General features: G+C 72.5%; 13 protein-coding genes. All 13 read right to left on the reverse strand.

Going from position 1 to position 15,646, the window contains the following annotated elements:
• Positions 1-12 precede the first annotated feature (12 nt).
• A complete protein-coding gene (gene dnaE / locus KKR01S_RS09360) occupies positions 13-3,504 on the reverse strand; it encodes a DNA polymerase III subunit alpha (RefSeq protein WP_061225873.1) in 3,492 nt (1,163 codons plus the stop codon).
• A gap of 64 nt (positions 3,505-3,568) precedes the next feature.
• Entirely contained in the window at positions 3,569-4,525 is a 957-nt protein-coding gene (locus KKR01S_RS09365) for an RluA family pseudouridine synthase (RefSeq protein ID WP_061225867.1), read from the reverse strand.
• Complete coding sequence (gene lspA, locus KKR01S_RS09370) at positions 4,522-5,106, reverse strand: signal peptidase II (protein ID WP_058731767.1); 585 nt, start codon at positions 5,104-5,106, stop codon at positions 4,522-4,524. Before lspA ends, KKR01S_RS09365 begins: the two co-directional genes overlap by 4 nt.
• On the reverse strand, positions 5,103-5,876 hold the full coding sequence (locus KKR01S_RS09375) for a DivIVA domain-containing protein (RefSeq protein ID WP_061225868.1): 774 nt from the start codon (positions 5,874-5,876) through the stop codon (positions 5,103-5,105). The genes lspA and KKR01S_RS09375 overlap by 4 nt, the downstream gene beginning before the upstream one ends.
• Positions 5,877-5,984: 108 nt before the next feature.
• Positions 5,985-6,293, reverse strand: coding sequence for a YggT family protein (locus KKR01S_RS09380; protein WP_099049765.1), 309 nt, complete (start codon positions 6,291-6,293; stop codon positions 5,985-5,987).
• A gap of 49 nt (positions 6,294-6,342) precedes the next feature.
• Entirely contained in the window at positions 6,343-7,047 is a 705-nt protein-coding gene (locus KKR01S_RS09385) for a cell division protein SepF (protein ID WP_058730729.1), read from the reverse strand.
• 59 nt (positions 7,048-7,106) lie between these two features.
• A complete protein-coding gene (locus KKR01S_RS09390) occupies positions 7,107-7,955 on the reverse strand; it encodes a YggS family pyridoxal phosphate enzyme (protein ID WP_081101687.1) in 849 nt (282 codons plus the stop codon).
• A complete protein-coding gene (locus KKR01S_RS09395; RefSeq protein ID WP_081101688.1) occupies positions 7,952-8,803 on the reverse strand; it encodes a purine nucleoside phosphorylase YfiH/LACC1 family protein in 852 nt (283 codons plus the stop codon). Before KKR01S_RS09395 ends, KKR01S_RS09390 begins: the two co-directional genes overlap by 4 nt.
• Positions 8,804-8,993: 190 nt before the next feature.
• A complete protein-coding gene (gene ftsZ / locus KKR01S_RS09400) occupies positions 8,994-10,241 on the reverse strand; it encodes a cell division protein FtsZ (protein WP_058730728.1) in 1,248 nt (415 codons plus the stop codon).
• Between the two features lie 249 nt (positions 10,242-10,490).
• Positions 10,491-11,768, reverse strand: coding sequence for a cell division protein FtsQ/DivIB (locus KKR01S_RS11500; RefSeq protein WP_061225869.1), 1,278 nt, complete (start codon positions 11,766-11,768; stop codon positions 10,491-10,493).
• Positions 11,765-13,294: a UDP-N-acetylmuramate--L-alanine ligase gene (gene murC, locus KKR01S_RS09410; protein WP_058730726.1), complete on the reverse strand. Its 1,530-nt coding sequence runs from the start codon at positions 13,292-13,294 to the stop codon at positions 11,765-11,767. Before murC ends, KKR01S_RS11500 begins: the two co-directional genes overlap by 4 nt.
• A complete protein-coding gene (murG, locus tag KKR01S_RS09415) occupies positions 13,291-14,421 on the reverse strand; it encodes an undecaprenyldiphospho-muramoylpentapeptide beta-N-acetylglucosaminyltransferase (RefSeq protein WP_058730725.1) in 1,131 nt (376 codons plus the stop codon). Before murG ends, murC begins: the two co-directional genes overlap by 4 nt.
• 35 nt (positions 14,422-14,456) lie before the next feature.
• Positions 14,457-15,646, reverse strand: a 1,190-nt coding sequence (locus KKR01S_RS09420; protein ID WP_061225870.1) for an FtsW/RodA/SpoVE family cell cycle protein, incomplete at its 5' end; no start/stop codon positions are given.

Genomic DNA, 15,646 nt, shown 5'->3' on the forward strand with positions numbered 1-15,646 from the left:
GCGCCTGACCGATCAGGAGGCCCGCTCCAGGCAGGCCGGGCCGAACAGCACCTTCAGATCCCCGAACAGCGCCGGGTTGGGGTTGACCCGAAGCCGCGGGGACAGCCGCATCAGCACGTCCTTGCCGCGGCAGGCCAGGTTGATGCGCACCTCGGCCTCGCCCCGGTGGTTCAGCAGGATGCCCTCCAGCTCCCGCAGGGTCCGCTCCGTGGCCCGGTGCTCGGGCAGGGACAGCACGATCGGGCCCTGCTGGCCCTCGGCGTCGATGTCCGGGATCTTCATCTCCTGGGCGCTGATGGTCACCGAGCCGTCGTCGCGGCGCTGCAGGCGCCCCTTGATGGTCACGATGAGGTCCTCGGCCAGCAGGCTGGCGATCGGGGCGTACACCTTCCCGAAGAACATCACCTCCATCGACCCGGTGCGGTCCTCCAGCTCGATGCGGGCGTAGGCGTTGCCCGAGGTCTTGGCGACCTTGCGCTGCACCGAGGTGATCATCCCGGCCACGGTGACGATCGCGCCGTCGGGTTTCCCGTCCTCGTCCAGCAGGGATTGGACCGAGGAGTCCGCCAGCTGGCCCAGCACCTCGTCCAGCCCCCGCAGCGGGTGGTCCGAGACGTACAGCCCGAGCATGTCGCGCTCGAAGTTCAGCTTGTCCCGCCGCTCCCACTCGGGCACGTCCGGGATCGCCACGGTCAGCTCCGCTGAGGGGTCCTCCTCCTCCATCCCGATGCCGCCGAACAGGTCGAACTGCCCGGCCGCCTCCTGGCGCTTGACGGACACGGTCGCGTCGATCGCCTCCTCGTGGATCATCGACAGGGCCCGGCGCCCGTGGCCGAGGTCGTCGAAGGCGCCCGCCTTGATCATGGAGTCCACGGTGCGCTTGTTGCACACCACCGCGGGGACCTTCTTGAGGAAGTCGTGGAAGGAGGTGAAGCGGCCCTTCTCCTGCCGGGTGTCCACCATCGCCTGGACCACGTTCGCCCCGACGTTGCGCACCGCACCCATTCCGAAGCGGATGTCCCGACCCACCGGGGTGAAGTTCAGGGCGGATTCGTTGACGTCCGGGGGCAGCACCGTGATGCCCATGCGGCGGCACTCGTTCAGGTACAGAGCCAGCTTGTCCTTGTCATCGCCCACCGAGGTCAGGAGGGCCGCCATGTACTCCTGCGGGTAGTGGGCCTTCAGGTACGCCGTCCAGTAGGAGACCAGCCCGTAGGCGGCGGTGTGGGCCTTGTTGAAGGCGTAGTCGGAGAAGGGCAGCAGGATGTCCCACAGGGCCTTGACCGCGCTCTCCGAGTACCCGTTGTCCAGCATCCCCTGGTGGAAGGTCGCGTACTGGCGGTCCAGCTCGGCCTTCTTCTTCTTGCCCATGGCCCGGCGCAGGATATCGGCCTCGCCGAGGGAGTACCCGGCGACCTTCTGGGCGATGGCCATGACCTGCTCCTGGTACACGATCAGCCCGTACGTGGTGTCCAGGATCTCCGCCAGCGGCTCGGCCAGCTCCGGGTGGATCGGGGTGACCTCCTGCTGGCCGTTCTTGCGCAGGGCGTAGTTGATGTGCGAGTTCGCGCCCATCGGGCCCGGGCGGTACAGGGCCAGGACCGCGGAGATGTGCTCGAAGTGGTCCGGCTGCATCATCTTCAGCAGCTGGCGCATCGGCCCGCCGTCGAGCTGGAAGACCCCGAGGGTGTCCCCGCGGGCCAGCAGCTCGTAGCTGGCGGCGTCGTCGATCTGCAGGGTCTCCAGATCCAGGGTCTCCTGCCGGTTCGCCTCGATGTTCTCCAGGGCGTCGGAGATGATCGTGAGGTTGCGCAGGCCCAGGAAGTCCATCTTGATCAGGCCCAGGCCCTCGCAGGTCGGGTAGTCGAACTGCGTGATGACCTGCCCGTCCTGCTCGCGGCGCATGATCGGGATGACGTCGATCAGGTCGTGGCTGGACATGATGACCCCGGCCGCGTGCACCCCCCACTGCCGCTTGAGCCCCTCCAAGCCCTGGGCGGTGTCGAAGACCTTCGCGGAATCCTCGTCGGTGGCCAGCAGCTCCCGCAGCTCCTCGGCCTCGGAGTAGCGCTTGGCGTCCTTGTCGTAGACGTCCTGCAGGGAGATGCCCTTGCCCATGATGTCCGGCGGCATCGCCTTGGTCAGCTTCTCCCCCGTGGAGAACGGGTAGCCCAGCACCCGGGAGGAGTCCTTCAGGGCCTGCTTGGCCTTGATGGTCCCGTAGGTCACGATCATCGCGACGCGGTCCTCGCCGTACTTCTCGGTGACGTAGTGGATCACCTCGGAGCGGCGCCGATCGTCGAAGTCGACGTCGAAGTCCGGCATGGACACGCGGTCCGGGTTGAGGAACCGCTCGAAGATCAGGTCGTGCTCCAGCGGGTTCAGGTCGGTGATGCGCATCGCGTAGGCGACCATCGACCCGGCACCGGAGCCTCGGCCCGGACCCACCCGGATCCCGTTGTTCTTGGCCCAGTTGATGAAGTCCGCGACCACCAGGAAGTACCCGGGGAAGCCCATCTGGATGATGATGCCCTGCTCGTACTCGGCCTGCTTGCGCACCTCGTCCGGGACCCCGTCGGGGAACCGGTAGTGCAACCCGGCCTCGACCTCCTTGATGAACCAGGACTCCTCGTTCTCCCCCGGGGGGCAGGGGAAGTCCGGCATGTAGTTCGCGGAGGTGTCGAACTCCACGTTACAGCGCTCGGCGATCTCCAGGGTGTTGTCGCAGGCCTCCGGGAAGTCCCGGAACAGCTCGCGCATCTCCGCCGGGGACTTCAGGTAGAACTCATCGGCGTCGAACTTGAAGCGCTTGGGGTCCTGCAGGGTGGAGCCGGACTGCACGCACAGCAGGGCCGCGTGGGCCTTGGCGTCCTCGGCGCGGGTGTAGTGCAGGTCGTTGGTGGCCACCAGCGGCAGGTTCAGCTCCTTGGCCAGGCGCAGCAGGTCCTGAGTCACCTGCTTCTCGATGCCCAGCCCGTGGTCCATCAGCTCGCAGTAGAAGTTCTCCGCCCCGAAGATGTCCCGGAACTCCGCGGCCGCATCCAGGGCCTCCCGGTACTGGCCCAGGCGCAGACGGGTCTGGATCTCCCCCGACGGGCAGCCGGTGGTGGCGATCAGGCCCTTGCCGTAGGTGTTCAGCAGCTCCCGGTCCATGCGCGGCTTGTACAGCTGGCCCTCCAGGGAGGCCCGGGAGGAAGCGCGGAACAGGTTGTGCATGCCCTCGGTGGTCTCGGCCAGCAGGGTCATGTGGGTGTACGCGCCGCCGCCGGAGACGTCGTCGCGCCCGCCGTCGGCGAACTTCACGCGGGTGCGGTCCTGCCGGGCGGTGCCCGGGGTCAGGTACGCCTCGACGCCGATGATCGGCTTGATCCCGGCATTGCGGGCCCGGTTCCAGAAGTCGAAGGCCCCGAAGAGGAAGCCGTGGTCGGTGGTGGCCATCGAGTCCATGCCCAGCTCGTGGGCGTGCTCGAACAGGTCGTCCAGGCGGGCGGCGCCGTCGAGCATCGAGTACTCGGTGTGCACGTGCAGGTGGGTGAAGCCCTTGGTCTTGGCCGCTGAAGTCACCGCCCTAGTTTAGGACATCCCCGCTGCGCACGGCCTCCAGGGCGAAGCTCAGATCCGCCGGGTACTCGCTGGTGAAGCGCACCCGCCGCCCCGTGCCGGGATGGTCGAAGCCCAGCCGGTGCGCGTGCAGCCACTGGCGGGTCAGGCCCAGGTCCGCGGCCAGGCGCGGATCCGCCCCGTAGGTGAGATCCCCGCAGCAGGGGTGGTTCAGGGCGGAGAAGTGCACGCGGATCTGGTGGGTGCGCCCGGTCTCCAGGTGCACCTCGGCGAGGCTCGCGGGGCCGAAGGCCTCCAGCACCTCGTAGTGGGTCACGGAGGCCCGCCCGTCCTCCACGACGGCGAAGCGCCAGGAGTGCCCGGGGTGCCGCCCGATCGGGGCGTCGATGGTCCCGCGCAGCGGGTCCGGGATGCCCTGGACGAGGGTGTGGTACACCTTCTCCACGGTGCGCTCCTTGAAGGCCCGCTTCAGCGCGGCGTAGGAGGGCTCGTTCTTGGCGACCACCATCAGCCCGGAGGTCCCCACGTCCAGCCGGTGCACGATGCCCTGGCGCTCCGGTGCCCCGCTGGTGGCGATGTTCACCCCGAGACCCGCCAGGGCCCCGACCACGGTGGGCCCGTGCCAGCCGGGGCTGGGGTGGGCGGCGACCCCGGTGGGCTTGTCCACCACGACGACGTCGGCGTCCTCGTGCACGATGGAGAACCCGTCCACGACCTGCGCGACCACGCGCGCGGCCTCCTCGGGCTCCGGCACCCGGGCGGTGATGACGGCGCCGGCCGGGACCTTCAGGGATTTGGCGGGCTTCAGCTGCCGTCCCTCGTGCCGCACGCGCACCCGGTCCTGCTCGCACCAGGCGGCCGCGGCACTGCGGGAACCACCCGATTCCCGGGCCAGCAGCGCATCCAGGCGGGCGCCGTCGTCCTCGTCGCTCACCGCGAACTCGATGGTCTGCTCAGCGCTCATGGGCGGGTCTCCTCGGGATGCTCGGCGGCGGCCCGCCCGTCATCGGCGGGCGCGAGGGTACCCGACTCCGGCGACCGGCCCTCCAGCGGGACGCCGCGCAGGGTCAGCACGGCGATGACGGCGATGGACACGCAGATGCAGGAGTCGGCGATGTTGAAGATCGCGAAGTGCGGCACGGAGATGAAGTCCACGACGTGCCCGCGCCCGAAGCCCGGCTCCCGGAAGAGCCGGTCCGTGAGGTTGCCCAGCACCCCGGCCAGCAGGCCCGCCAGGCTCAGCAGCCAGGCCGCGCTGCGAGCGCGCGGCAACAGCCGGATCACCACGACGGCGACCGCCGCCTGCACGAGGGTGAACACCCAGGTCACGGACTCCCCCAGGGAGAACGCGGCCCCGGGGTTGCGCAGAAAGCGCCACCACAGCAGATCGGGGATCACGGTGATCCGCTGGCCCTCGACCATGTGGGCGACGACCCACGCCTTGCTGGCCTGGTCCGCCGCGTAGAGCAGGGCGCCCAGGACCACGGCGGAGACGACGAGGCCGACCCGCGCACGGGTCGGCCTCGCGGTGCTGCGGGAGCTCACGCGGCGTCGGGCTCCAGCCCGGCGGTGTTCTCCAGCTCGGTGAGCCGGGACTCCAGGTGCTCGCGCAGGCGGGCCCGGTAGCTGGCCTCGAAGGCGCGCAGCGCCTCGACGTCGGACTCCAGGGCGGCCTTGTTGGTCTCCAGGTTCTCCATGACCTCCTTGCGCTGGGCCTCGGCCTCGGCGACGAGGGTCTCGGCCTGCAGCTGGCCCTCGGAGATCAGGCGGGCCCGCTCGGAGCGGCCCTCGGAGACGTACTCGTCGTGCAGGCGCTGGGCCATCGCGATCACCGCGGCAGCCGACTCGGCGGACTCGGTGGACCCGGCCGGGGCGGCGGACTCGGCCGGGGCGGGGGCCTCCACGGTCTCGGCTTCCTCGACGACGTCGGCGTCCGCGGGCAGCTCGGCGGCGCCGTCCTCGGCGGGGGCGTCACCGGCGGGGGTGAGGTCCTGCTCGGCCGGGGCGCTCACGGTCTGCTCCTCGGCGGGCTGGGACAGGGCGGCCACGGAGCTGGCGCCCTCGCCAGCCCCGGACTCCTCAGCGGCATCCGAGGCCTGCCCGGCGGTGCCGGTCTGGGCGGCGCCCTCGGCGGTCGGGTCGGGGATGCCGTGCTCGGACAGCGCCTGGCGCAGCGTCCGGTTCTCCTCGTTCAGCCGCTTCAGCTCGGCCACGACGTCGTCCAGGAAGAGATCGACTTCCTGCTGGTCGTAGCCCTCGCGGAACTTGGTGGGCTGGAAGGTCTTCTCGACGACCTCTTCCGGGGTCAGTGCCATGAAAGTCACCTCGTGTCTGTGCGCCTGCCGCGTCGGTCGGCGCTGCGTCGGACGGTTGTTCACCCCTCATCCTAGTGGGTGGGGCTGGGCGCAGGCTCCAGGCCCCGGTCAGACCCGGGACAGCGCCGCGCCCAGCAGGCTCATGACCACGGAGTTGAGCAGGCTCAGCACCAGCAGCAGCACCAGGAAGCCCATGTCCAGGGACACTCCGCCCAGCCGCAGCGGCGGGATGATCCGGCGCATCAGCCGCATCCCCGGCTCCGTGGCCCGCCGGATGCCGATCGCGGCGACCAGCACGACGCCGCGGGGGCGCCAGCGCGGGGCGAAGCCGTCCACCCAATCCAGGATCAGGCGCAGCATCAGCAGCAGCATGGCCAGGTACAGGGCGAAGTGGATCAGCGCCAGAACCGTGATCACAGGTCTCCTCGGGGTCGAAGCTCAGGGGCGGGGCCCGGGCGGGATGGGCTCAGCGCTGGTCGAAGGGGTCGTGCTGGGCGACGTCGTCCTCGGGCGCGTGCTGCTCGCGCTGCTCCTCCTGCGGAGCGAGGACCTCCAGGGTCGCGGGGGTCAGCAGGAACACCTGCTCGGTGACCCGCTCGATGCTGCCGTTCAGGGCGAAGGTCAGCCCCGAGGAGAAGTCCACCAGCCGCTTGGCCTCCGTGACGTCCATGTCGGTGACGTTCATGATCACGGGGATGCCCTCGCGGAAGGACTCGCCGATGACCTTGGCGTCGTTGTAGGAGCGCGGGTGGATGGTGGTGATGCGTCGCAATTCGTTGTCGCTTTCGATCGGGGCCGGGATTCGGCGCTCGGGGGCGGCCTCCCGGGCGGAGGCGGCGGGCTGCACGGCCGAGCGCGAGCGCGGCTCGCGCTCGGCGCGGCGGGATTCCAGGGCCGCCGGGCGCCGCCCGGCGGCGTGGGAGCCGCGGGGGGTCTCGGTCTGGTCCTGCTCCTGGGCCGAGGAGCGGGCGGGGGTCCGGGTGATCACCGGATGCGCCTCGGTGCTGGGCTCCGGTTCGATGACCTCGCCCTCCACGCGCTCACCGCGCGGGGTGCGCGCCGGGGCCTGCTCCGCGGAGCCGCGGCGGGATCCCGTCTGCTCCCCCGACTGCTCGTAGCCGTCGTCGGCCAGTCCCAGAAAGACCATGGCCTGGCGCAGTGTTCCCGCCATCTGAACTCCTCGAAGATTCGCTGCTGTGCTGTTTCGGTGATGTCGGACGGCCGGGGGCCTCAGCCCCGGGGACGAGGCCCCATGATGGCCGAGCCCACGCGCACCCGGGTCGAGCCCCATCGTATCGCGTCGGCCAGGTCCGCGCTCATCCCCGCGGAGATCTCCACCGCCTCCGGGTGCTCCCGGCGCAGTGCGGCGCTGAGCTCGCGCAGCCGGGCGAAGGCCGCCGCCGGATCCTCCGCCTGCGGGGCCACCGCCATCAGCCCGGCCAGGCGCAGGCCGGGGGTGGCGGCGACGGCCTCGGCCAGCCGCGCCACCTCCGTCGGGTCGGCCCCGCCGCGGGCCCCGCTGGCGGCCTGCCCCGGGGCGGAGGCCGCGCTGAGACCCACCTGGATGAAGCACTCCAGGCCGCCGTCGGCATACGCCGCCGGGGCCGGGCCCTCCTCGGCCTCCCAGCGGGAGACCGCCAGCGACCAGGCCCGACCCAGGGCCTGGATCAGTCCGGGCCGATCCACCGAGTGCACCGACCCGGCCCAGCGCACCGCCGACTTCGCCTTGTTGGTCTGCAGCTGTCCGATGTGCTCCCAGCGCAGGCCCGAACCGGTCAGCGGAGCCAGCTCGGCGGCCTTGCGGGAGGCCTCCTGCTCGCGGTTCTCCCCCACGGCCCGCACGCCCGCCTCCCACAGGGCGGCGACGTCGGCGGCCGGGAAGAACTTGGTGACCGGCAGCAGCCGCACCGGCTGCCCGGGATCCCGCACATCGGCCGGGGTCTGGGCGGCCAGGGACTGCACGGTCTCGCTCACCTGCCGCAGGCGCTGCGCCAGCTCCTCGGCGCGCCGGGGATCCGGGTGCGGCGGCCTCCCCCGCTCCTGCTGTTCTCGAGGCTGGGTCGGGTGCTCCTGGCTCATCTGCGGTGTCCTCCTCGCTGCTGCTCGTGATCGTCTCGGTGCGGTGCGGGGTCCTCGTCGTCGGGCCGGGGCTGGGCTTGGGGCTTGGTCCGGGCTGGTGGTTCGGACGGGGGCTGGGGCACCAGGATCGCGGCCAGGCGCCCCTCGCCCGGGGCGCGCCGGTGGGAGAACTGGCCCGGATCCTCCAGCGTGCAGGCGGACAGCTCCGCGGAGACCTCCAGGCGCAGGCCGAGCCGCTCGGCGGTGGCTGTCAACTGGGTCCGGGCCGCTCCCGGCAGGTCCAGGGAGGCGGTGCCCCACGAGGTCCGCGCGGCGATCCCGGGCAGGATCGCCTCGGCCTCGGCCGCCAGGGACTCGGGGACCTCGTAGCAGGAGCCGCACACCCCGGGCCCGATCCAGGCCCGGATCCGCCCGGCTCCGGCCGCGGCCAGCACCTCGAGCACCCGAGGCAGGATCCCGTCCAGCAGTCCCCGCCGCCCGGCGTGGGCCACGGCCGCCAGGCTCGGGTCCTCGGTCGCGAACAGCACGGGCAGGCAGTCGGCGGTCAGCACCGCCAGCGGGCGCCCCGTGCGGGTCAGGGCGGCGTCGGCGACCGGCGCCAGCTCCCGCTCCCGGGCCGGCGCACTCCGGGCCGGGATGGTCGGGGCCTCATCGGCGTCCGCCACGGCCGTGCCGTGCACCTGCTCGAGGAAGAGCAGCCGCCCGGCGGCCACCCCCAGGTCCCGCTCCATCCGGCGTCGTCGGGCCTGGGCGGCCGCGGGATCGGGACCGGCGTGCAGGGCGAGGTTGCCGTCGCCGCGATCGGTGACGGCCAGCCTCGGGCCGTCGGGCTCGGTGAGGATGCGCATGGGACCTGCTTCATCGGAGACGTCAGGGGTGCTTCGCGGGCGGCGCCCGGCCCCCGGGTCGCGTCTGCCCCGCGGGGAGCACCGGGGCCCGGGTGCGCCGATTCCCCCGGTCCCGACGCGGGAGACCGGGGAATCGCGGCGCCGTGCGGGGCGCTCACCCGTGCGGCGAGGAACCGCGGGTCAGGTCACTTCACTTCAGGAAGTCGGGCACATCCAGGGAGTCCTTGCGGGCCGAGCCGCGCCCGGTCTCCTCCTCGGTCGGGGGCAGATCGACGTCGAACCCGGCGTTGGCCGGAACGTCGTCGTCAGCACCCCACTGGCTCGAGGAGCCGCCCGAGTAGGACGGCGCGCCGCCGGCGTAGGAGCCGCCGCGCTGCGGGTTGGAGGCCACCCGGACCGGCTGGGAGGCGGAGCCGCCGAAGGCCTGCTGGGTGCGCTGGGCCTGGTTGGCCGCGGCGTTGGTGGAGTTGGAGTTGGTCTCCGGGTTCAGGGAGTCGAAGCCCGCGGCGATCACGGTGACCCGTGCCTCATCGCCCAGGGCGTCGTCGATCACGGCGCCGAAGATGATGTTGGCGTCCGGGTGGGCGACCTCCTGGACCAGGCGGGCGGCCTCGTTGATCTCGAACAGGCCGAGGTCGGAACCTCCCTGGATGGACAGCAGCACGCCGTGGGCGCCGTCGATGGAGGCCTCCAGCAGCGGGGACGCGATGGCCAGCTCCGCCGCCTTGACCGCGCGGTCCTCGCCCTGGGCGGAGCCGATGCCCATCAGCGCCGAACCCGCGCCCTGCATCACGGACTTCACGTCGGCGAAGTCCAGATTGATCAGGCCCGGGGTGGTGATCAGGTCGGTGATGCCCTGCACGCCGGAGAGCAACACCTGGTCGGCGGACTTGAAGGCGTCCAGCATGGACACGTTGCGGTCGGAGATGGACAGCAGGCGGTCGTTCGGGATGACGATGAGGGTGTCCACCTCGTCGCGCAGGGCCTCGATGCCGGTCTCGGCCTGGTTGGAGCGGCGGCGACCCTCGAAGGTGAACGGGCGGGTGACCACGCCGATGGTCAGGGCCCCCAGGGAGCGGGCGATGCGCGCGACGACCGGGGCGCCGCCGGTTCCGGTGCCGCCACCCTCACCGGCGGTCACGAAGACCATGTCGGCCCCCTTGAGGACCTCCTCGATCTCCTCCTCGTGGTCCTCGGCCGCCTGGCGCCCGACCTCGGGGTTGGCCCCGGCGCCCAGCCCGCGGGTCATCTCCCGACCGACGTCGAGCTTGACGTCCGCATCGGACATCAGCAGCGCCTGGGCGTCGGTGTTGATCGCGATGAACTCGACGCCGCGCAGGCCGACCTCGATCATGCGGTTCACGGCGTTCACGCCGCCGCCGCCGATGCCGACGACCTTGATGACGGCCAGGTAGTTCTGGGGGGTGGTGATGTCCATGTGATCCTCGTTCGCAGTGATGGCCGCCGCCGATCCCTATCCTGAAACCCTCGATCGAAGGTTCAGACGATTGCGTCGTTCGGCGTCGACGGCCGGTTCCTATACGGCATCCAGACTACCAACCGCACGCGGCGGTGTCGCTCCCGCGGGCCGATCGAGGGCCGGGAATTCCCGCAGAGTGCGGGCCTCGCCGCCGCCCCGACCCGCCTCGTGCATGGACCTCGAGTGCAGGTTGAATGGTTGCCGGGGTCACTCGGTGACCGGGTGATCCGGGCTGGAGACGTCGTAGGTCGAGACCCCGTCCCCTCCGACGGCCTGGATCAGGGCGCGCAGCACCTGCGCCTTCTGCTCGGAGTCATCGGCCGTGCCCCAGAGCACCGTGGAGCCGTCCTTCATCTCCAGGCGGATGTCCGTGTCCGACTGCGCCTTCGCCGCGGTCATCTGCTGCAGCAGGGACTGCGGCAGGGCCTGCAGCACCCGCACCACGTCCCGGAAGGAATCCTGGGTGACCGCCTGGCGCCCGCCGTCGATCAGCGGGACCTTGGCCTGCTCCACCGAATCCGCGGCCCCCACGGCGGTGCCGTCCCGGTCCACCAGGATGTAGCGGTCCCCGTCCTTCACGGCGGCCACCGGCACCCGCTCCTGCAGGGTCACCACGAGCTCGTGGGGCGGGTGGGCCTCGATCGAGACGTCCCGGATCACGACATCCTGGCCGATCAGGTCCCGGACCTGCTGCTGGGTGACCCGCGGCAGCGGCGTGCCCTCCAGCGGTTCCAGCTTCCGGGCCACCTCGGCGCGATCCGCAGCCCCCGTGCCCTCCACCGTGATGGTGCGCACCGCCAGCAGCGGCGAGGCGAAGACCACCCCGAGGAACACCGCGGCCACGACCACCAGAGTCAGCAGGCCGGCCCCGATGCGTCCCAGCCGGGTGCGCGGCACGAGGCGGCGCAGCCGGCTCGTGCGCCGAGCGCCCCGGGATCCCTCCGTGCGGCGTCGCGAGGTCAGTGCGATGACGCTCGCCCCGTTCCCGGCGGCGCCGTCCGCCCCGTCCTCGCCCGGATGCGAGCCCCCGGGCTCCCCCGGACCCGCCGCGGCGGGCCGGTCCGCGGAGCCGGGGCGGCGCAGCGGACGCACGACGTCGCGCTCGTCCGGTGCGCCCTCGTCCCCTGTGCGCCCGTCCTCATCTCGCTCGGGCGCGCCCGGTGCGTCGGAGCCGGCGTGGGCGGGTTCGACGCTGACCGCCGCCGGATTGCTCGCGCGCACCGGGATCGCTCCCGTGGCGGCCTCCGGCTCGCGGCGCACGGCCTCCAGCGAGCGCCGGGCGGCCTGCGCCGGGGATTCCTCGCTGCGTCGGGAGTTCTCCCGGGCGCGCCGGGCCAGGCGCTGGCGCGCCTCGACGGGCGCGCCCTCCGGCTCCTGGGTCGCTTCGTCGGGCTCCTCCGGTTCCCGCTCGGCGGCCGCCGGGGCCCCCTCCGGGGCGTGTTCGTGGGCGGAGCGGGGCAGGCGGGGGCGGCGTCGGGCGCTCACCGGGCGGACTCCGCCGGGTCCTGGGCGGCATCTCCGGGGGCGCGCCGCTCGTCCTCGGCGAGGGCCTCGAGCACGAAGGCGCCGTAGGTCGTGACGTCCCCGGCCCCGATGGTCAGCACGATGTCCCCGGCCGCGGCGGAGGAGGCGATGCGCGTGGCGGCCTCCCGCCCGGAGGCCGCATAGCGGACCTCGCTGAACCCGGCATCGGTGATCAGGTGGCTGGAGACCCCCTCGATCGGCTCCTCCCGGGCGGGGAACACATCCACGACGAAGGCCCGGTCGGCCAGGGACAGCGCCTCGGCGAACTCCCGGGCGAAGGCCCGGGTGCGGGAGAACAGGTGGGGCTGGAAGATCGCGTACACCGTACCGCCGGCGGCCACGGTGCGCGCGGCCTGCAGGGCGGCGGCCACCTCGGTGGGGTGGTGGGCGTAGTCGTCGAAGACGGTGACCCCGCGGGCCTGCCCCCGACGCTCGAAGCGGCGCGCCGATCCCGTGAACTCGGACAGCCCCCGAGCCGCGGCCTGCGGATCCACGCCGACCAGCAGGGCGCAGGCCATGGCCGCGGCGGCGTTGCGCAGGTTGTGCGTGCCGGGCACGGCCAGGTGCAGCGTGACGCCGCCCCGGGCACCCCCCGCGGCCTCTGGCAGCTGCCAGGCCAGGCGCGCCGAGCTGGCGGTGCCCTCCCCCGTGATGTCCTCGATGCGCAGGTCCGCGGCGGCGTCGGTGCCGTAGGTCAGCACCCGGGCCCCGGCCCGGCGTCGGGCCCGGGCCAGCTGCGCGGCGCCGTCGTCATCCGCGCAGATCACCAGCACCCCGTCCTGCCCGAGGGTCTCGGCGAAGCGCTCGAAGGCCAGGTGCACCGCGGCGGGGGTGCCGTAGAAGTCCAGGTGGTCCGGTTCCACGTTGGTGACCACCGCGATCGACGGCGCGTACTTCAGGAAGGAGCCGTCGGATTCGTCCGCCTCGGCGACGAACCAGGCGTCGTCGTCGGTGCGGCCCAGCCGGGCGTTGGTACCCAGGGCGGCGATGCGCGCACCCACGGCGAAGGACGGGTCCGCACCGGCGGCGTCGAGCATCACGGCGATCATCGAGCTGGTCGTGGTCTTGCCGTGGGTCCCGGCCACCGCGATCGTGCGCTGGACGCCCATGGCCGCGGCCAGGGCATCCGAGCGGTGCAGGACCCGCAGCCCCCGGGCCCGGGCCGCGGCCAGCTCGGGGTTGGACTCGCGGATGGCCGTGGAGATCACGACGGTGTCGGCCTGCTCGATGTTCTCCGCGGCCTGGGGCACGAAGACCCGCGCGCCCTTCTCCCGCAGCGCATCCAGCACGGGGCCGTCCTTGGCGTCCGAGCCCGACACGCTCAGCCCGTGCTCCAGCAGCAGCTCGGCCACCGCGGACATACCCGTGCCACCGATGCCGATGAAGTGCACCCGGCCCAGCCCGGACAGCTGCGGGCGCGGGGGGAACGGCGGGTTCATGGACTCCGGCAGCCGGGCCTGCTCGGCGGTGGGCTCGGGGGTGCTCATCGGCTCTGCTCCTTCGGGTTCTGCGACGACTCGGCGGCCTCCAGCACGAGGCGGGCCATCTGCTCGGCGGCATCGCGCACCCCGAGGCGGCTCGCGGCGCGGCTCATCCGCTCCAGGCGCTCGGGGTCCTGGGCCAGCGGCAGGACGTGGTCCAGGAACCAGCCGGGGGTGAACTGCGCGTCCGGGACGAGCAGGGCGGCGTCGGCGGCCACGAGGGATTCGGCGTTCAGGGCCTGCTCCCCATTGCCGATGGGCAGGGGGACGAAGACCGAGGGGCAGCCCACGGCCGCGGCCTCGCTGACGGTCGCCGCTCCCGCCCGGGCCACCAGCAGGTCCGCGGCGGCGTAGGCCCGGTGCATCCCGTCGACGAATTCGACCTGGTGGTAGCGGGGGGCCTGCACCGGCTGGCCCTGATCGTCCAGCAGCTGCTTGCCGCGCCCGGTGATGTGCAGCAGCTGCACCCCGGCCTGGCGCCAGGCGGGGGTCTGCAGGACCGCCCGCACCGTGCGGTTCATCGCCGCGGCCCCCAGGGACCCGCCGGTCAGCACGATCGTGGGCAGCTCCTCCCGCAGGCCGAGGTCCCGGCGGGCCGCGGCGCGCTCTGCGGCGCGATCCATGGCGGCCACCGGCCCGCGCAGCGGCATCCCGACGGTGCGGGCCCCGCGCAGCGGCGTATCCGGGAAGGCCGCGGCCACGACGGCGGCCCGGCGCGCCCCGACGCGGTTGGCCAGGCCCGGGCGGCGGTTGGCCTCGTGGATCACCACGGGGATCCCCTCGCGGGCGGCGGCCAGGTACATCGGGGTGCACACGTAGCCGCCGACCCCCAGGACGACGTCGGCCTCGTGCCGGCGCAGGATCCGGCGGGCCTGGCCGACCGCCCGGGAGAATCGCAGCGGCAGGCGCAGCAGATCCGCCGACGGCCGGCGCGGCATCGGGACCCGGTCGATGAACTCCAGATCGTATCCGGCCTCGGGCACGAGCCGGGCCTCCATGCGATCCGCCGTGCCCACCGCGGTGATCCGCGCCTGGGGCCGGAGCCGTCGCACGGCGTCGGCCACGGCGAGCATCGGGGTGATGTGTCCCGCGGTGCCTCCCCCGGCGACGATGACGGACGGTGAAGGATTCAACTGCGGCTCCCCGGTTTCTCTCGGCGCGGGCGTGGTCAGTTCTCCAGTCTAGACGTCCGCTCGGGCTCCTCCAGCGCGGACAACTCGAGCGCCGGATGGGTGGGCGTCCTGGTCAGGGACATCGCGAAGCCCGCAGCGAACAGGGACATCATCAGCGAGGTGCCGCCGTAGGAGATGAATGGCAGGGGGATCCCGATGACGGGCAGCAGCCCCGTGACCATGCCGATGTTGACGAAGGCCTGGCCGATGTACCAGGCCAGCATGCACCCGGCGGCGATGCGCACGAAGCGGTCCGAGGAGCGCAGGATGACCCGCGCCAGGGACAGTGCGATCACGGTGAACAGGGCGATGACCACGAGCGAGCCGATGAACCCCAGCTCCTCCCCGAGGATCGCGAAGATGTAGTCGTTGTGCGCTTCGGGCAGGTAATTGTACTTCTGCCGGGACTCCCCCAGGCCCTCGCCCCACCAGGAGCCGCTGGCCAGAGCGGCCAGACCGGCGTTGGACTGGTAGCAGGCATCCGAGGCTCCGCAGCGGGAGGGCACCAGCCAGCCGATGACGCGCTGGATGCGGTGCGGACTGGCGACCACGATCAGCGCCGCCGCCGCGACCCCGAGGATCGCGGACCAGCGGAAGATCTTCATCGGGGCGCGGGCGAACCACAGGGCCCCGGCGTAGATCAGGGCGAAGACGATGCCGGTGCCGGCATCGCCCCCCGCCATGACCAGCGCGAAGGTGGCCAGGAAGCCGAGGATCGAGGGCAGCAGGGCGGCGCGCACGCTGACCGCGACCTGCGGGGTCTTGGCCAGGCCCCACGCGGCCCACAGGACCAGGGCGAACTTGCCGATCTCGGAGGGCTGGAACTGCAGGGGCCCCAGGGCCAGCCAGTTGCGGTTGCCGTAGACCTCCACGCCCAGAGGGCTGAGCACGAGCAGCAGCAGCGCGATCGTGCCGCCCATCAGCCAGAAGATCAGGGTGCGGCTCTTCCACCAGCGCAGCGGCACCCGGGAGGCGGCGAACATCGCCACGATGCCGACCAGGGCGTAGCCCACCTGCCGGGCGAACAGGGCGTAGGGCGACTGGGCCTTGGAGATCTGCTCCACCGAGGAGGCGGAGAGCACCATCATCGAGCCCAGGATGGTCAGGGCCAGGGCGCTGACGCAGATCCCCACCGCCGAGCTGGACAGGGAGCCGGCGGCGATCCACTGGTAGACGGGGCGGGCGG

Source organism: Rothia kristinae NBRC 15354, assembly GCF_001570865.1.
In the GTDB taxonomy this organism is placed as follows: Bacteria; Actinomycetota; Actinomycetes; order Actinomycetales; family Micrococcaceae; genus Rothia; species Rothia kristinae.